At 63.0% G+C, this 15,248-nt stretch carries 12 protein-coding genes and 1 riboswitch; of the genes, 6 read left to right on the forward strand and 6 right to left on the reverse strand.

The features are described 5' to 3' along the window. Positions 1-25 precede the first annotated feature (25 nt). The 4 genes from pcrA (at position 26) to sucD (ending at position 5,634) form a co-directional block, all read left to right on the forward strand. Complete coding sequence (pcrA, locus tag AC6CH8_RS00755; protein WP_420180325.1) at positions 26-2,572, forward strand: DNA helicase PcrA; 2,547 nt, start codon at positions 26-28, stop codon at positions 2,570-2,572. Positions 2,573-2,586: 14 nt separating this feature from the next. Then, positions 2,587-3,285 (forward strand): hypothetical protein, encoded by a 699-nt coding sequence (locus tag AC6CH8_RS00760; RefSeq protein WP_498188650.1) that lies wholly within the window; start codon positions 2,587-2,589, stop codon positions 3,283-3,285. A 264-nt stretch (positions 3,286-3,549) separates the two neighbouring features. After that, positions 3,550-4,719: an ADP-forming succinate--CoA ligase subunit beta gene (sucC, locus tag AC6CH8_RS00765; protein WP_011773779.1), complete on the forward strand. Its 1,170-nt coding sequence runs from the start codon at positions 3,550-3,552 to the stop codon at positions 4,717-4,719. Positions 4,720-4,731: 12 nt separating this feature from the next. After that, positions 4,732-5,634, forward strand: a complete 903-nt coding sequence (sucD, locus tag AC6CH8_RS00770; RefSeq protein WP_091465756.1) for a succinate--CoA ligase subunit alpha — start codon at positions 4,732-4,734, stop codon at positions 5,632-5,634. Positions 5,635-5,772: 138 nt separating this feature from the next. Here sucD and AC6CH8_RS00775 read toward each other — a convergent pair whose 3' ends face one another. Next, positions 5,773-8,691, reverse strand: a complete 2,919-nt coding sequence (locus tag AC6CH8_RS00775) for a chitobiase/beta-hexosaminidase C-terminal domain-containing protein (protein WP_498188264.1) — start codon at positions 8,689-8,691, stop codon at positions 5,773-5,775. Between the two features lie 120 nt (positions 8,692-8,811). Beyond that, positions 8,812-9,603 carry a gamma-glutamyl-gamma-aminobutyrate hydrolase family protein gene (locus AC6CH8_RS00780; protein WP_498188266.1) on the reverse strand — a complete coding sequence of 264 codons (792 nt, stop codon included), beginning with the start codon at positions 9,601-9,603 and terminating at the stop codon, positions 8,812-8,814. A gap of 77 nt (positions 9,604-9,680) precedes the next feature. Here AC6CH8_RS00780 and AC6CH8_RS00785 point away from each other — a divergent pair, with 77 nt between their 5' ends. Further along, the gene (locus AC6CH8_RS00785) at positions 9,681-10,814 is read left to right on the forward strand and encodes an LOG family protein (protein ID WP_498188268.1); all 1,134 of its coding nucleotides are present in this window, start codon (positions 9,681-9,683) and stop codon (positions 10,812-10,814) included. Positions 10,815-10,818: 4 nt separating this feature from the next. Here AC6CH8_RS00785 and AC6CH8_RS00790 read toward each other — a convergent pair whose 3' ends face one another. From AC6CH8_RS00790 to AC6CH8_RS00800, 3 genes are all read right to left on the reverse strand, one after another. Next, positions 10,819-11,820 (reverse strand): matrixin family metalloprotease, encoded by a 1,002-nt coding sequence (locus tag AC6CH8_RS00790; RefSeq protein ID WP_498188269.1) that lies wholly within the window; start codon positions 11,818-11,820, stop codon positions 10,819-10,821. Positions 11,821-11,872: 52 nt separating this feature from the next. Beyond that, the gene (locus AC6CH8_RS00795) at positions 11,873-12,709 is read right to left on the reverse strand and encodes a matrixin family metalloprotease (protein ID WP_498188651.1); all 837 of its coding nucleotides are present in this window, start codon (positions 12,707-12,709) and stop codon (positions 11,873-11,875) included. Positions 12,710-12,851: 142 nt separating this feature from the next. Continuing rightward, positions 12,852-14,018: a VIT1/CCC1 transporter family protein gene (locus AC6CH8_RS00800; protein ID WP_498188652.1), complete on the reverse strand. Its 1,167-nt coding sequence runs from the start codon at positions 14,016-14,018 to the stop codon at positions 12,852-12,854. Between the two features lie 255 nt (positions 14,019-14,273). Here AC6CH8_RS00800 and AC6CH8_RS00805 point away from each other — a divergent pair, with 255 nt between their 5' ends. Continuing rightward, the gene (locus tag AC6CH8_RS00805; protein ID WP_498188271.1) at positions 14,274-14,465 is read left to right on the forward strand and encodes a hypothetical protein; all 192 of its coding nucleotides are present in this window, start codon (positions 14,274-14,276) and stop codon (positions 14,463-14,465) included. 24 nt (positions 14,466-14,489) lie between these two features. Here the strand turns inward: AC6CH8_RS00805 and AC6CH8_RS00810 are convergent, their stop codons facing one another. Then, positions 14,490-14,789, reverse strand: a complete 300-nt coding sequence (locus tag AC6CH8_RS00810; protein ID WP_420180331.1) for a hypothetical protein — start codon at positions 14,787-14,789, stop codon at positions 14,490-14,492. A 16-nt stretch (positions 14,790-14,805) separates the two neighbouring features. Continuing rightward, a riboswitch (SAM riboswitch) is annotated at positions 14,806-14,925 on the reverse strand. Between the last annotated feature and the right edge of the window lie 323 nt (positions 14,926-15,248).

Here is a 15,248-nt window from a genome sequence, read left to right on the forward strand (position 1 = left end):
GGCACCGCCTAGACTGGTAGGCACCATGGATATGTTGTTTGACCCCTACGCAGACGGACCCTTCAAAGCTGGCACCAAAGCCGCAGTCAAGGCTGCCCCGGAACTTTCCCATTCCGGCGGTGGCGCCTCCGGGCCGCGCCTCCAGGAAGGAACGGGCGGGTCAGGGAACGCTCCTCAAGCACCTGCCCAAGGGGGATGGGGCAACCAGGGCGCCCACGGGTTGCCGACCGCTGAGGCGCTCCTCCAAGGACTGAATCCGCAGCAGGAAGAGGCCGTGAAGCACGCCGGAAGCCCCTTGCTGATCGTCGCGGGTGCAGGCTCGGGGAAGACGCGCGTCCTGAGTAACCGGATCGCCTACCTCATAGCCACTAAGCGGGCGCATCACGGCGAAATCCTGGCCATCACCTTCACCAACAAGGCAGCAGCCGAAATGCGGGAACGCATCGAAGCCCTGGTCGGCGCCCGGGCAAAGGGCATGTGGATTTCCACGTTCCACTCGTCCTGCGTGCGAATCCTGCGCCGGGAAGCTGCGAACGTCGGGCTGAATTCGAACTTCTCCATCTACGACTCCGCTGATTCCCTGCGTCTGATCACACTCGTGGCAAAGAACCTGGACCTGGATCCGAAGAAGTTCGCGCCGAAGGCCATCCAGCACAAGATTTCGGCGCTCAAGAACGAGCTCATTGATGCCGACTCCTACGTCTCCTCGGCAAACCACAACGACCCCTTCGAACAGGCTGTAGCCGAGGTTTTCAAGGGCTACACGCAGCGTCTCCGGCAAGCCAACGCGATGGACTTCGATGACCTCATCGCCGAAACCGTGTACATGTTCCGGGCCTTCCCTGCGCTCGCGGAATCCTACCGGCGCCGCTTCCGGCACGTGTTGGTGGACGAGTACCAGGACACCAACCACGCGCAGTACGCGCTGGTCAGGGAAATCGTCGGCTTGGGAACAGACACGGACGTGGCACCGAGCGAACTTACTGTGGTGGGCGATTCCGACCAGTCCATTTATGCTTTCCGTGGCGCGGACATCCGCAACATTGTGGAGTTTGAACACGACTACCCCAACGCCCGCACCATCAAACTGGAGCAAAATTACCGCTCCACGCAGAACATCCTCAGCGCCGCCAATTCGGTCATCTCCCGTAATCCCAACCGCCAGGAAAAGCGTTTGTGGACCGCGGAAGGTGACGGCGAGAAAATCATTGGCTACGTGGGTGAGAACGAACACGACGAAGCCCAGTTCATCGCCAAGGAAATTGACCGGCTGCAGGATGAGGACGGCTTGCGTCCTGGTGACGTCGCTATTTTCTACCGCACCAATGCACAGTCCCGCTCCATTGAAGACGTCCTGGTTCGGGTGGGACTTCCGTACAAGGTTGTTGGTGGAACGCGCTTCTACGAGCGCAAGGAAATCAAGGATGCCCTGGCGTACCTTCGCGTCCTGGTGAACCCGGACGACGACGTCAACCTTCGCCGGGTACTGAACGAACCCAAACGCGGGATCGGTGATCGTGCTGAGGGCGCCGTGGCTGCCTTGGCTGAACGTGAACGCACATCGTTCATGGCCGCTGCGCGCCGTGCTGACCAAGCGCCGGGCATGGCCACCCGCTCCGTTAATGCCGTCCTGGGCTTCGTGAAGCTGCTCGATGACCTTGCCGAGGTAGCCTCCGGCTCGGGTGCTGCCGCTGCCTTGGAAGCCGTCCTCGAACAGACCGGCTACTTGGCGGGGCTGCGCGCCAGCAACGATCCCCAAGATGAATCCCGCGTGGAGAACCTCGCCGAACTGGTGGCTGTAGTCCGGGAATACGAGCGCGACAATCCGGATGGTTCGCTCGGCGAATTCCTGGAGCAGGTCTCACTGGTGGCCGATGCCGACCAGATCCCGGATGCGCCGGGGGCAGACATCGATGCCGCCGTCGCGGAGGCCAAGCGGATGGGCGTTGTCACACTGATGACGCTGCACACCGCCAAGGGCCTGGAGTTCCCGGTGGTGTTCCTCACCGGTATGGAGCACGGCATCTTCCCGCACCAGCGCTCCGCCACGGATCCCAAGGAACTCGCGGAAGAACGGCGCCTGGCCTATGTGGGCCTCACCAGGGCGCGCAAGCGTCTCTACGTCACTCGCTCGGAGGTCCGCAGCATGTGGGGCCAGAGCCAGTACAACCCCGCCAGCCAGTTCCTGGAAGAGATCCCTTCCGAGCTGGTGGAGTGGAAGCGCGAGGGAATGAGCCGCCAGGCCGCAGGCGGCTGGGGCAGCGCCCCCATCGGATCCAACCGCTACGGTGGTTCATTCTGGGGTGCGGGCACGTCCCGCGGTGCTGCCGCAAGCCCAACCGCAGGGTTCGACGCCGACGTCCCTGCCGCCGTCGTACGCAACAGGGTCCAGCCGCAAAAGGAAGTCATTTCGGTTGTGGTGGGGGACAAAGTCAACCACACGAGCTTCGGCAACGGCGTGGTGCTGGGCATCGAAGGCGCGGGGGACAAAACGGTTGCGAAGGTGAAGTTCGACGTCGGCGAGAAGCGGCTGCTATTGCGGTATGCACCCCTGACCAAACTCGATGCATGACACGGCACGGCATAATGAGGGGCATGCGACGGACTGTTTGGGGGATCCTGGCTGCCTTGATCATGGTGCTGGCCACCGGGTGCTCTTTCGCCACCGAAGATCCCAACTATGTGCCGCCGGCGCCGTTGCCGCCGCTGGAACAGCTCCAGCAGGTTCCTGTCACTGAGCAGACCACCCTGTCCGCGGGCGAGGATGTCACAGCGTTCATCACTGCTGACAAGAACATTGTGTGCGCCCTGACATCTTCCCGGGGCGGGCACGTCAATCTTCCCTATGAGGCCAACTCCTACTCCGACGCGGCCAACAACAAGTTCGCAGTTGTTCCTGTGGCGCATTGCGAGCTGGCCAAGTATGCCAAACCGGACCTGGATGACATCGTGGAGGACTGCGCGGGGACAGGCCTTGGCTACCTCGGAGGGACGGCGCTGTTGACTCCGGAGAAGGCCGTCTACGGCTCATGTCGTTCCGGCGTAACACAAATGGAGTCTGAGTTCGGGCCAAAGGGCAGTGGCGGGGGTCCCATTTCCAAACTCCGGGAGCTTCCGGACGGGCAGAACATCGAGCGCAACGGTCTCCGGTGTTCGGCCTATAACGGCGGCGTTGCCTGCGGAAACGTCTCTGGTGGCGTGGCATTCTTCGTGAACCGCGAGGGATACCAGTTGATTTCCGACGGCGGCAAAACGGTCCGCGGGAACCTGAAAGAAGCGTCCTGAACCGTCGCCGAACGCCCTCCGACGGCCCAAAAACCGCGTCATTATGCGGTTTTTCTACATCCGATAGAAGTGTAAGGTTACTCACTTAACAGGTAGTGTGTAGCTGGCGGGACTCCTCAAAGGGCTAAAGTTCCGAGAGGACCTTACGCAATGTGACCGGCTTCAATCCCGGTTGTTACCGCGTACTTTCCGCAGCTGGCTATCGCGGTCATCGCGGTTCCCGGCTGAACAGAAAACTACTTCGACGTAGAAGGACACTAAACCGTGGACCTGTTTGAATATCAGGCGCGCGATATGTTCGAGGCGCACGGTGTACCCGTGCTCGCCGGCATCGTGGCGCACACTCCTGAAGAAGCGAAGGCAGCTGCCGAGAAGATCGGCGGCGTAACTGTCGTAAAGGCACAGGTTAAGGTTGGTGGCCGCGGCAAGGCTGGCGGCGTCAAGGTTGCCAAGACCGCCGAAGAGGCGCTTGAGCACTCCACCAACATCCTGGGCATGGACATCAAGGGCCACACCGTCAACAAGGTGATGATTGCCCAGGGTGCTGACATCGCCGAGGAATTCTACTTCTCGGTCCTCCTGGACCGCGCCAACCGCAACTACCTGGCCATGTGCTCGGTAGAAGGCGGCATGGAAATCGAGCAGCTTGCAGTCGAGCGTCCCGAGGCCCTGGCCAAGATCGCCATCGACCCCGCTGTGGGCATCGACCAGGCCAAGGCTGACGAGATCGTCGCAGCTGCAGGTTTCGCGGAGGAACTGCGCGGCAAGGTAGCCGACGTCATTCTGAAGCTCTGGGACGTTTTCAAGAAGGAAGACGCAACCCTGGTTGAGGTCAACCCGCTGGTCCGTACCGGCGCAGGTGAAATCGTTGCCCTCGATGGCAAGGTCTCCCTGGACGAGAACGCTGACTTCCGCCACGTGCACCACGCACACCTGGAAGACAAGGACGCGGCTGACCCGCTCGAGGCCAAGGCCAAGGCACAGGACCTCAACTACGTCAAGCTGGACGGCGAAGTAGGCATCATCGGCAACGGCGCCGGTCTTGTGATGTCCACCCTCGACGTCGTTGCTTACGCCGGCGAGAACCACGGCAACGTCAAGCCCGCCAACTTCCTGGACATCGGCGGTGGAGCATCCGCCGAGGTCATGGCCAACGGTCTGGACGTTATCCTTGGCGACTCCCAGGTCAAGAGCGTGTTCGTGAACGTCTTCGGTGGCATCACTGCTTGTGACGCCGTTGCCAAGGGCATCGTCGGTGCACTGGCTGAGCTCGGTTCCTCCGCGAACAAGCCGCTGGTCGTTCGCCTCGACGGCAACAACGTTGAGGAAGGCCGCCGCATCCTGACCGAGGCCAACCACCCGCTGGTTACCCTGGCCGCCACCATGGACGAGGGCGCCGACAAGGCCGCCGAGCTCGCCAACGCAGCTAAGTAAAGGGACGCGACAATGTCTATCTACCTCAACAAGGACTCCAAGGTCATCGTTCAGGGCATCACCGGCGGCGAGGGCACCAAGCACACCGCCCTGATGCTCAAGGCCGGCACCAACATTGTTGGTGGCGTCAACGCCCGCAAGGCCGGCACCACGGTCCTGCACGGCGACAAGGAAATCAACGTCTTCGGCACCGTCAAGGAAGCCATCGCTGAAACCGGCGCTGACGTCTCCATCGTCTTCGTTCCCCCGGCATTCACCAAGGACGCCGTGGTTGAAGCCATCGAAGCCGGCATTGGCCTCGTCGTTGTCATCACCGAAGGTGTGCCGGTTCAGGACTCCGCCGAATTCTGGGCACTCGCCCAGTCCAAGGTGGACGCTGACGGCAAGCAGATCACCCGCATCATCGGACCGAACTGCCCCGGCATCATCACCCCCGGTGAAGCCCTGGTTGGCATCACCCCGGCGAACATCACGGGCAAGGGCCCCATCGGCCTCGTGTCCAAGTCCGGTACCTTGACTTACCAGATGATGTACGAACTCCGCGACCTCGGCTTCTCCACCGCGATCGGTATCGGTGGCGACCCCGTCATCGGCACCACGCACATCGACGCCCTGGCAGCTTTCGAAGCTGACCCGGAAACCAAGGCAATCGTCATGATCGGTGAGATCGGTGGCGACGCTGAAGAGCGCGCAGCCGACTTCATCAAGGCCAACGTCACCAAGCCGGTTGTTGGCTACGTCGCCGGCTTCACCGCTCCTGAGGGTAAGACCATGGGTCACGCTGGCGCCATCGTGTCCGGTTCCGCCGGTACGGCCCAGGCCAAGAAGGAAGCTCTCGAAGCCGCTGGTGTAAAGGTCGGCAAGACGCCGTCCGAGACCGCCAAGCTGCTGCGCGAAGTTTACGCAACGCTCTAGCCTTTACAGCTAGCTCACGACGACGGCCCGCCGCCTTCCGCACGGAAGGTGACGGGCCGTCGTCGTTCTTTAAGTCAGCTGACGCGGGCCGAAGAGTCTGGGGGAAAACTCCGACCCGCGCCAGGTCCTAGGGGCTGGCTAGGCGATGATCTTCATGGCCTGCCAGCCGGTGCCGAGGCTGATGGGCGGCACGATGCTGATCGCTCCGCTGCCCGTGCCCGGATACAGCCACAGGGTGTCTCCGATGCGGCCTATGACGTCGTTGCTGCCATCGCCGTCCAGGTCCCGGGGCCCGGCTATCGCTGTTCGGTTGTCCCAACCCGTGGAGATTTGCTTCCACTGGAGCCATCCGCGGGTTCCGTTTCCGGGATACAGCCAGAGGGCGCCAGTGTCCGAGCGCCGCGCCAGCACGTCTCCCTTCCCATCTCCATTAAAGTCCCCTGTGCTGAAGATTGCATTCATCACATTCCAGCCGGATCCAATGGTGGTGGGTGTCCGCTGGCCACCGGTGCCGTTGCCTTCGTAGAGCCGCAACTCCCCTGAGCTGAGCCGGCCAATGAAGTCCGGAATGCCGTCGCCGCTGAAGTCTCCAGGGGAGAACAGTTGGCTCATGGTGCTCCAGCCGGTACTGACCTGTACCCGGGCCCCGAAACTGCCTGCACCGTTACCGGGGTAGAACCACAGGACGTCACCGGCACGGGCAAGCAAGTCAGGTTTGCCATCCTTGTTGAAGTCACCGGGGGTGATGGTGTCAGTCACGGTGGACCAGGCGGGTGCCGGTAGGGCTACTTGCCGGGGCAAAAGGCCGCCCACGCCGTCCCCAGGGTAAAGATGCAAATTGCCGGCGGTGTCGGAGGCCAGGACATCGGCTTTACCGTCACCGTTGTAGTCATGGGCCGACGGCGGTCCGGCTGCGGGCACGGTGTACGTCTGGGTGCCCACTGGCGAGGTGTTGCCGGCCGTGTCCACCCCGATGTACTTGAGGACGAGGTTGGAACTCCCCATGACAATCGGAGCCGCGTACTTGATATTCGTGGCTGATTCCGTTGCCGTGGGCGTGCTGCCATCGGTGGTGTAGTAGATGGCCGCTCCGGGTTCATTCGCCGAGAGGGTGATGGTGGCCCCGCTGGCCAAGGCGCGGCCGGTGGGGTTGGCTGTGACCACAGGGGCTGTGGTGTCCGGCGGAACCGTGTACGTCTGGGTGACGACGTCGGAGACGTTTCCGGCAGGATCCGTGGCAGAGTATTTCAGCGTCATGGGAGCCGTGCCGGGGAACACTATCGGTGTGGAGTACACCTGTCCGGCTGTCAACGGGTCGCTACCATCGGTGGTGTATTTGATCACCGAATTCGCTTCATTGACCGTGAGGGTGATGGCGGTGCCCGGAGCGTAGGCGCCGCCCGCCGGGTTCGCCGTTACCACCGGTTTAGTCACATCCGGGCCGGTGGAGTATGTCTGGGTGACCACGGCGGAGGGATTGTTCGCAGAGTCCACCGCGAAGTACTTCAGGGTCAGCGGGCCGTTCACAGTGATAGGGGTGGCGTATTTGCTGCTGGCCAGTGTGGGCGTAGACCCGTCCACTGTGTAGTAGATCGTGGCAGGCTCATTCACGGCCAGTGTGACCTTTTGCCCGATGTCGTAGGTGCCGCCCGCGGGGGTGGCTGTCACCACGGGGGCAACCACGTCAGCGGTGATATGTGCTTCGAATTCGGCCAAGCCCACACTGGTGGTGGAACCGCTGACGGAGCTGATGTTGAAGCGCACTGAACTGACGGTCCTGGCAGGAAAATTCACTGTCAGTCCTGACCCGTTATTCGGGAGGGCGGAAACCGGGACGGTGCTGCCATCCGAGAAGATGAGGTTGCCACCCGTGACATGATCGCTGGTGACCGGTCGATCAAAAAGTGTCACAGCATTGATGGTCTTGGCGGGCGAGAAGTTGTACTGGATCCAACTGCCTGCACGGCCGCCATTGGTGACCCACTCGCGGTTGGCGTCCATGGGCGTACCCCAGGCGTAGCCGTCACGGGCTTTCTCCGGACTTTGTCCCGAGGCTCTCTGAGAGGACGCAGAGACGGTGGTTCCCGCCGATTTCGCCGCGTTGCCGGTCCACTCGATGGCTGTAATGTACTGCCGTTTGAGCCAATCGCTGTAGGGCGGGGCAGGGCAAGGGGAGCCACACAGGTATTTATCGAAGTCGGCGAAGCGAGTGAAGGCGTTTACCTTATTTGTCAGATCAGCACCGGTCACGTTCTGGGCGTACTCATCAATAACGTAGGCATCGTAGGCCGACGAGGTATGTGGGCCGGTGTAGGCCCGTGTAGCCAGTTGCCCGAACTTCGCAGCAGCCCAGTGATCACTGTGGTCATAGGGCGTTGTGAAGTTGCCTGTCCAGTCCTGGGTCCGGAAAGTGGTGGGCTTGTATGCGGACACCAACTGGTTCAGCACAGTTTGGAGTTGGGCTTTGGTATATGTTGCAGAGCCGTCTACGGGGCGAATGCTGGAGATCCGGCCATCCCACAGTTTGAGGATGCTCTGACCGTTGTAGCGGGAGGTGCCCCCGCCGTTTGGGTAACCATCCGGGAGTCTCAGGAAGATCACCGAGATGTTGGGAGCGGCGTTGAGGGTGTGCACCGTGATGGGACGCTGTGAAATGGCGGCGTCGGAGGCTGTCCATGCGTTGGCAACCCCGGCCATTGAGGCGTAGGTAGCACGGATACCATTCTCAAGGCTGCTCCAGTAGGCCTGTCCTTCTCCGGCTTCGCCGGCGGTGATGTAGATTGTCTGGACGCAACGCTTGGCATGGACATCGCGCATGAAGTCCGGGCTGACAAAGATCAGATCGTCGTCTGTATGAGCGACGATCATCTGGGAGCCGCCGGTACCGGGACAAGGGGGTACGGCTGCCGCGGCGGGCTTGGCAAAGCCGAAGACAATTGAAGAAAGGGCAACAGAAAGGCCCAGCACAAATCCAAGGATTCGCCGGACGAAGGAACGTGTGCTGATGAATGATAAGCGGGTATGACGACGAGCGTATTTTGGACGGTCCACAACCATGCTCCTTGAGCAGATGTTGGGCCCCCCAGCCGGCAAACTTACGACGCCCCCAGGACGTCATTTCGAATGGAGTTATTCACTGCCCCGATGATCACTGGTGCGAAAACGATGCAGTGAGCGTTACTGTACTCCGGCAGATGGGCCATGGGTAGGGTTCCGGCAAACATCCACAAAATTCCTGAAGGGCAACAACCGCTCAGCGTCGGGCAGCTGGGAGGCCTCCGGATGCCATTGGACCGAAACAACCCATCGCGAAGGGTCTTCCAAAGCTTCCACGGTTCCATCGTCCGCCACGGCAGTGACCTGCAGGCCTTCGCCTACCCGGGACACTGCCTGATGGTGCCCGGAGGCGATCTTGATGGTACTTCCATCAGGAGATCCATACAGGCCCGCAATCTTGGAACCGGCTGTCAGGAGCACGTCGTGCCAGGCCCATTCGCTGGCCTCGGGATCATGCGGATCCAGGCCGTTGTGGTTGACCGCCGACGGCGCCATGTCCTGGATCAAGGTTCCGCCGTAGAGGACGTTCAACAGTTGGTGTCCACGGCAGACGCCTAACAGCGGCAGCCCCGCGTCAATTGTTGCCCGGGCAACATCCATGTCCAGGTGGTCCTGCTCAGGGTTCACGTCGTACAGCGACTCGTCAGGATCCTGCCCATAAAGGCGTGGGCTGATATCGCCGCCTCCCGGCAGCAACACGCCGTCGAGCGTTTGCATCTCGGTGGCCAGCCGCCCGGCGCTGTCAGCGGAAACAGGGGTCAACAGCACCGGAACTGCGCCTGCCTCGCGCAGCAGGTCCACGATGTACGTAAAGAGCTGGTTCGCTTCACCCACGCGGGCGTCGGGGGTGTCCGAACTACTGAGACGGACCGGAACGCCGATGCGCGGACGCGCAACTCTTGGACTCTTCATGCTTCATGATGCACCGGACTGCTGCCGCACACCCAAACACCCGGCCGTGGAGCCCGGCGGACAACTACGCTGAAACCATGAATCGCTCCGGAGCCTTGAACCCGAGTCCGCGAACGCTCGACGTCGAAAGCGTGGTCCACTTCCACCAGCTGGTAAGCGCAGGGGCCAGGTCCATGAACGGATGGCACGCACAGTCTCTGGACCTTCGGGGCCGTTCGCAGGACCTCAGGGCTCTGGACCCCCAAGGTGCGATCTTCCTGGGATGCACTTTCGACGACGGTGTGGAAGAAAGCCTCCGCCGGCGGGGAGCCCTCATCTTCCCCCAGCTTCACAACGTGCCCTTCAACCCGTACCGAAGCAGCGTTTACACGGCCAGTGAACTGTACGAGGACATCGCCTCCACGGAGTACGAATCCACCCTCGATGCCCGCGTCTACCAGTGGAGCATCCTGCCCGGGCAGCGGGGCAGCCTGGACGCCACCCTCGCCGCAGCCCTGCACGATCACGCAATCGGCGATGCCTTGGACGAGCTGCTGGACCATGGCGCGCTCTCCGGGAGAAAGATGGTTGGCGTCATGGGCGGACACGCCGCGCAACGGGGCACCAATGCATTCGCCGACGCCGCGCGGCTGGGACGGCTACTGGCCCAAGCAGGCTTTACGGTAGCCACGGGCGGAGGCCCCGGCGCCATGGAAGCAGCCAACCTTGGTGCCTACTTGAGCGGACTGCCCGACGCCGACTCCACGGCTGCGCTTGAGTCGCTCGCCGCTGTGCCGGGGTTCCGGCCCTCCGTGACGGCTTGGGCGCGGCAAGCAGCCGCCGTCGTCGAACGTTATCCCGCCGGCACCCCGACGCTCGGTATCCCAACATGGTTCTACGGTCATGAGCCGCCGAATTTGTTCGCCACCCACATCGCCAAATACTTCGCCAACGCCGTCCGGGAAGCGATCTTGCTGGAGCTCTGCAATGGAGGGATCGTGTTCCTCCCGGGCGCGGCAGGGACGGTGCAGGAGATCTTCCAGGACGCGTGCGAGAACTACTACGGAGCCCCCGAGACCATCACGCCCATGGTGCTGGTGGGCCCCGAACACTGGGAAAAGACCTTTCCCGCCTGGCCCATGTTGCGCAGCCTCGCGGCCGGAAAGCCCATGGAGGACAGGATTTTCCTGGTGGACACGGTGGAGGACGCGCTCGCAGTGGTTGCCGGGTAGGCCCTCAGAAGTCTTTGCTGCAGGGACCCGTGCCCAGCTGGGCCAAACCAGTCCGGTCGCCCGCAGCGTAACCGCGTACCCAGGAGGCTTGGTCGAACATGAGCTGCCGGGGATCATCCACGTGATCCAAGCCGAGGAGGTGTCCCAGCTCATGCATGATGACTGCTACGCCGATCTCTTCTCCGCTGGGAGCGTCCACGATGTCCGCGAATTGTGGGGCATCCAGGGACACCGTGCCCGTGACGTAGGCCTTAAAGCCGTTGCTGAGGCCAATGGAGGAGCTTCCGCCAAGGCCCACGGTCTGCCCGCTCAGGCGTGGCACCTGCTCCGGCGTGCTCCACGCAATGAGCACGGGAGCCCAGCGGTCTCCGTACCTTTCGGGCTGGTACCCGGACCTGTTGGGGGAAGGAACCTCGGAACTGGGGCCGTCGTAGATGAACTTCAAACCTGTGGCTTCGCCGGCCTGGCGCACGGCTTCTTCCACCAGCGGCTGCCAGGAGGGCGGTGCGAGGTCCGAGTTGATCACATAGTGGATGGGCCGGCACGGCGAGTACGCCAGCGGAGTTCCGTCTTCCTTGACGGCCAGGAACTTGTACGAGGAACTGGGGCGGTTCAGAGGTGCCGGCGTTCCAAGCGGTGCGTCGGCTTCCTCAAGCCCCGGAACCGGCTCCTGGCGCTGGCCGAAAGGTGCCAGCCCGGGGCGGGGCGCCTGGCTCTGCGTGGCGGACGATCCGTAAAGGAGCTGCTGGAGTTCGCCGCTGAAGTAGGCTCCCGCGCACACCAAGCCGAGCACGCTGAAGAGGAACAGGATGGCCGCGATGCTGCTGTGCTTGATCGGCGGCCTGACCGGTGGAGGCTCCGGTGAGCGTGGGGCACGCGGAAGGTAATTCGGACGAGGGGGATCGGGGTCCGGCCACTTGGGCGACCCATAAGGTTCCATGGAACCCCCTGACGTGGCGGCTGCGACGGGAAGTGGGGCGCCGCCGTCGGCCGTATTCGTCAGCATAAGTCCCACTCCACCGGGAGTCCATGCCGGGAATGCTTGAAGCGTGAAAGAGTCAGATGTCCTTGCGGCAGGGTGCCGAGGCGAGAAGATGAAGGCCATTCAGGTCGCCCGCCGCGAGGCCGTCGGGGGCGCCGATTTCCGGGTACATGAGTTGGATCGGGTCATCCACGTGGTCAAGGCCCATGACATGGCCCAGTTCGTGTTGCATGACTGCCAGGACGTAGTCGGCCCCGCCGGGACTCGCGAGTAGTTCCGTTACCTGTGGGGTGTCCAGCTCCAGGCTCCCGGTGATGTAGCTTTTGGGTCCCTTGTTGAGGGAGTACATGGTGCTGCCTCCCGTGCCGATGACGTTGTCTGCCAGCGCAGGGGCTTCCACCGGTGTGGTCCAGGAAATCAGCAGGGGAGCCCACCGGTCGCCGTATTTGGACGGCTGGTAGGGCTCGCGTCGGTCCACCGGCAACTCGTCAGTGGTGCCATCGTTGATGAACTGGATGCCGGACGCCGCAGAAATATTTGCCAAGGCGGCGGTCAGGAGGGCGTCTGAGCCAATGGGTGCGGACGCATCGTTGACAACGTAATGGAGCGGACGGCAAGGCGAGTAACCTACCGGGGTGCCGTCGTCGTTCGTGGCCAGGAACTTGTACGAATCGTTGGTGGTGCCGGGCGCTGAAGGCGAGGCCAGTGGGGCGTCCGCCTCCTCAAGTCCGGGCGGCGGCGCGTCGAGGGGGCGCGCCGGTTCGGCTCCACCCGGCTGGTCCTCTGTGGTTCCCGGCACGCTCACGCCCGGGAACAGCGCGGTGATGCGAGGGTCGCCCTGCAGGAATCCACTGACCAGAACGGCGACGACGGCGGCAATGACGGCCATGAGGACGCCGCGGAGAACACGCAAGGCTGTTCCAGTGCGTCGGTGCTTCGGCACGCGCGTTGCTTCCCGCTCCGGGTCCACGGTTCTCCATTCCTGATGCCCTGGTCACGCGGGGCAGCGCGGAGGACGAACCAACATTACGGTCTCCGGACCGAGCCGTCCAAACTTAGACGATCGCTGCTCCGAACGCCAAGCCCAGACCATACGTGGCCGCCGCCGCACCCAGGCCGATGGCAAGCTGCCGGAGTCCGCGGCTCAGCGGCGAGGTTCCGGACAACAAGCCGACGACGGCGCCGGTAGCCAGGAGCGCGATACCCACCAGAACGCCGGCAACCAGCAAGGCGGCGATGCCCGTCATGCCGAAAATGAACGGCAGGATGGGCACAATGGCGCCCGAAGCGAAGAAGCAGAAGCTGGACATCGCTGCACCCCACGCCGAACCGACGGATTCATGATCGTCAGTGGGTGGCTTCTCCGGCTGCAAGGAAAGGCTGGGATCGCAGTCGCAGCTGAACAATCCCATGCGCTCGGCAGCACGATGCTCCGCGGCTTCACGCGTCATGCCACGGGCCAAGTACACCAGGACCAACTCGTTGTGCTCGATGTCCAAGGACGGTGCCGCGGTCAGAGTGGCCTGCGTGGGCAGGGTTGCGTTAAGGAGCTCCCGCTGCGAGCGGACCGAGACGTATTCGCCCGCACCCATGGAGAGGGCCCCGGCGAGGAGACCCGCGACGCCACTCATGAGCACCACGGGGCTGGGCACGCCGGTTGCGGCCATGCCCATGACCAGGGAAAGGTTGCTGACCAGGCCGTCGTTGGCGCCGAAAACGGCCGCGCGGAAGGTTCCGGAGAGCCGGTTGCGTCCGCGTGTGGCCAAGCCGCGGACTACTTCTTCGTGGATTTGTTCATCGGCCACCATGGCAGGCGTCGCGGCAGGTTCGGTGCCGTACGGGGAACGGCCTTCGGCGCGCTGTGCCAGAGCGAGGACGAACACTGAACCGAAGTTGCGGGCCAGGAAGCCCAGGAACTGGCTGCGGGTGGAAGCTGCCTTGGGCATACCGGCATGCTCGCCAAGGAGCTTGAGCCAGTGGGCTTCGTGCCTGCCTTCGGCTTCGGCCAGGGCGAGCAGGATTTGGCGTTCTTCGCCGTGACGTCGCTGGGCCAGTTCGCGGTAGACGGCGGCCTCGGCACGCTCATCGGCGAGGTACTGCCGCCACCGGCGAATGTCCGCGTGCGAGGGCGGCGCGGGTTGCGTGCTGGCGTTTTCGGCGGTTGCTGATTCGGGGGTGGGGTCCGGAGCGGAGCTCGACGAACTGTGGGATTCCTGGTGCATCTGCACTTTGTCTCCTGTGCTGGTTGGGGTAGTTGCGGCCCCATTGCACGCCCCACACTACCGCTTATCCGCGCGGATTTTTGGCTGGTATTCCTTAACTGGAATGTTCGGTGCACCGTAATTTCCTTGACCCTCGACGGTGCCGGTGCTCAGATGGAAGGACAGGGGCGGGGCCCTTCCGCCACTGGATTCCTGCATTCGGGTCAACGGGCTGAACCGCCCACCAGAACAGGCCCACGAGACGGAGGTTGCACCATGAACACCACCGAATCACACGCCAACTACCCGGAACGGACAACCATTGAGTCCGACCCGGCCTACGACTACGCCGAAGACCAGGAAGTGGACGAACCCTGGGTAGGGGAAGTGGACGCCCCCGAGGACGACGAACGCGTTGTCCCCATAGATGAAACCGAAGAGTTCCGCGAAGAAGACGAGGAAGCTTAGGCCTGGTCCCTGTGCCCTAGAGCCCTAGTGCCCTAGTGTGAAGTGACGTTGGACGCCCGCCCGTTTTCCGACGGCCGCAACAGTCACCGTTAGTGTCGTGGACGACTCACACCAGTGCGTCGGCCGGACGGCCTGGGCCAACGCCTGCGCGATGAGCTGCGGTTGGGCATGTCTGAACTGCTCGGTTCCAGCCTTGGCAGTGATGGTCACCGTGCCCAGGAAGAGGTCGACGGCGGGGATCACCGCGACCGTGGGGGTGGCCGTTCCGGCCGGGGTACTGGGTGCTGTTGTGTTTACCGGGGTGGTATCGCCTTGGTACGGCAAGGGACTGCTCCTTGGGGGAGTGCTCTTGCCCGCTCGGTTGTCTCTGGTCCGGGACGGGCCGCTTCCTCATCCGAACCACCCGTGAACATGGGGTTGGTGTGTGGCCAGTCGGAGCTTGGCACCACATCTCTTGAAGCTGGGACCACCCTACCGCATTGGTGTTCGGCCACCCGTTGTGGGGTGGGGGTGTCTTGTGGGGCCTGCTTTGCGCGCTTTGGGGTGGTTTTGGCGTGTAGAGCGGGCCTTGCAACGGGTGGGGGTGTGTTGTGGGGCCCGGTTGTGTTGTGGGGCCTGCTTTGCGCGCTTTGGGGTGGTTTTGGCGTGTAGAGCGGGCCTTCCAAGGGGTGGGGTGTGTTGTGGGGCCTGCTTGTGTTGTGGGGCCTGGTTTGCGCTCTTTGGGGTGGTTTTGGGGTGTAGATCGGGCCTTCCAAGGGGTGGGGGTGTCTTGTGGGGCCTGCT

The sequence above is a fragment of the Paenarthrobacter sp. GQ52 genome (assembly GCF_059759005.1).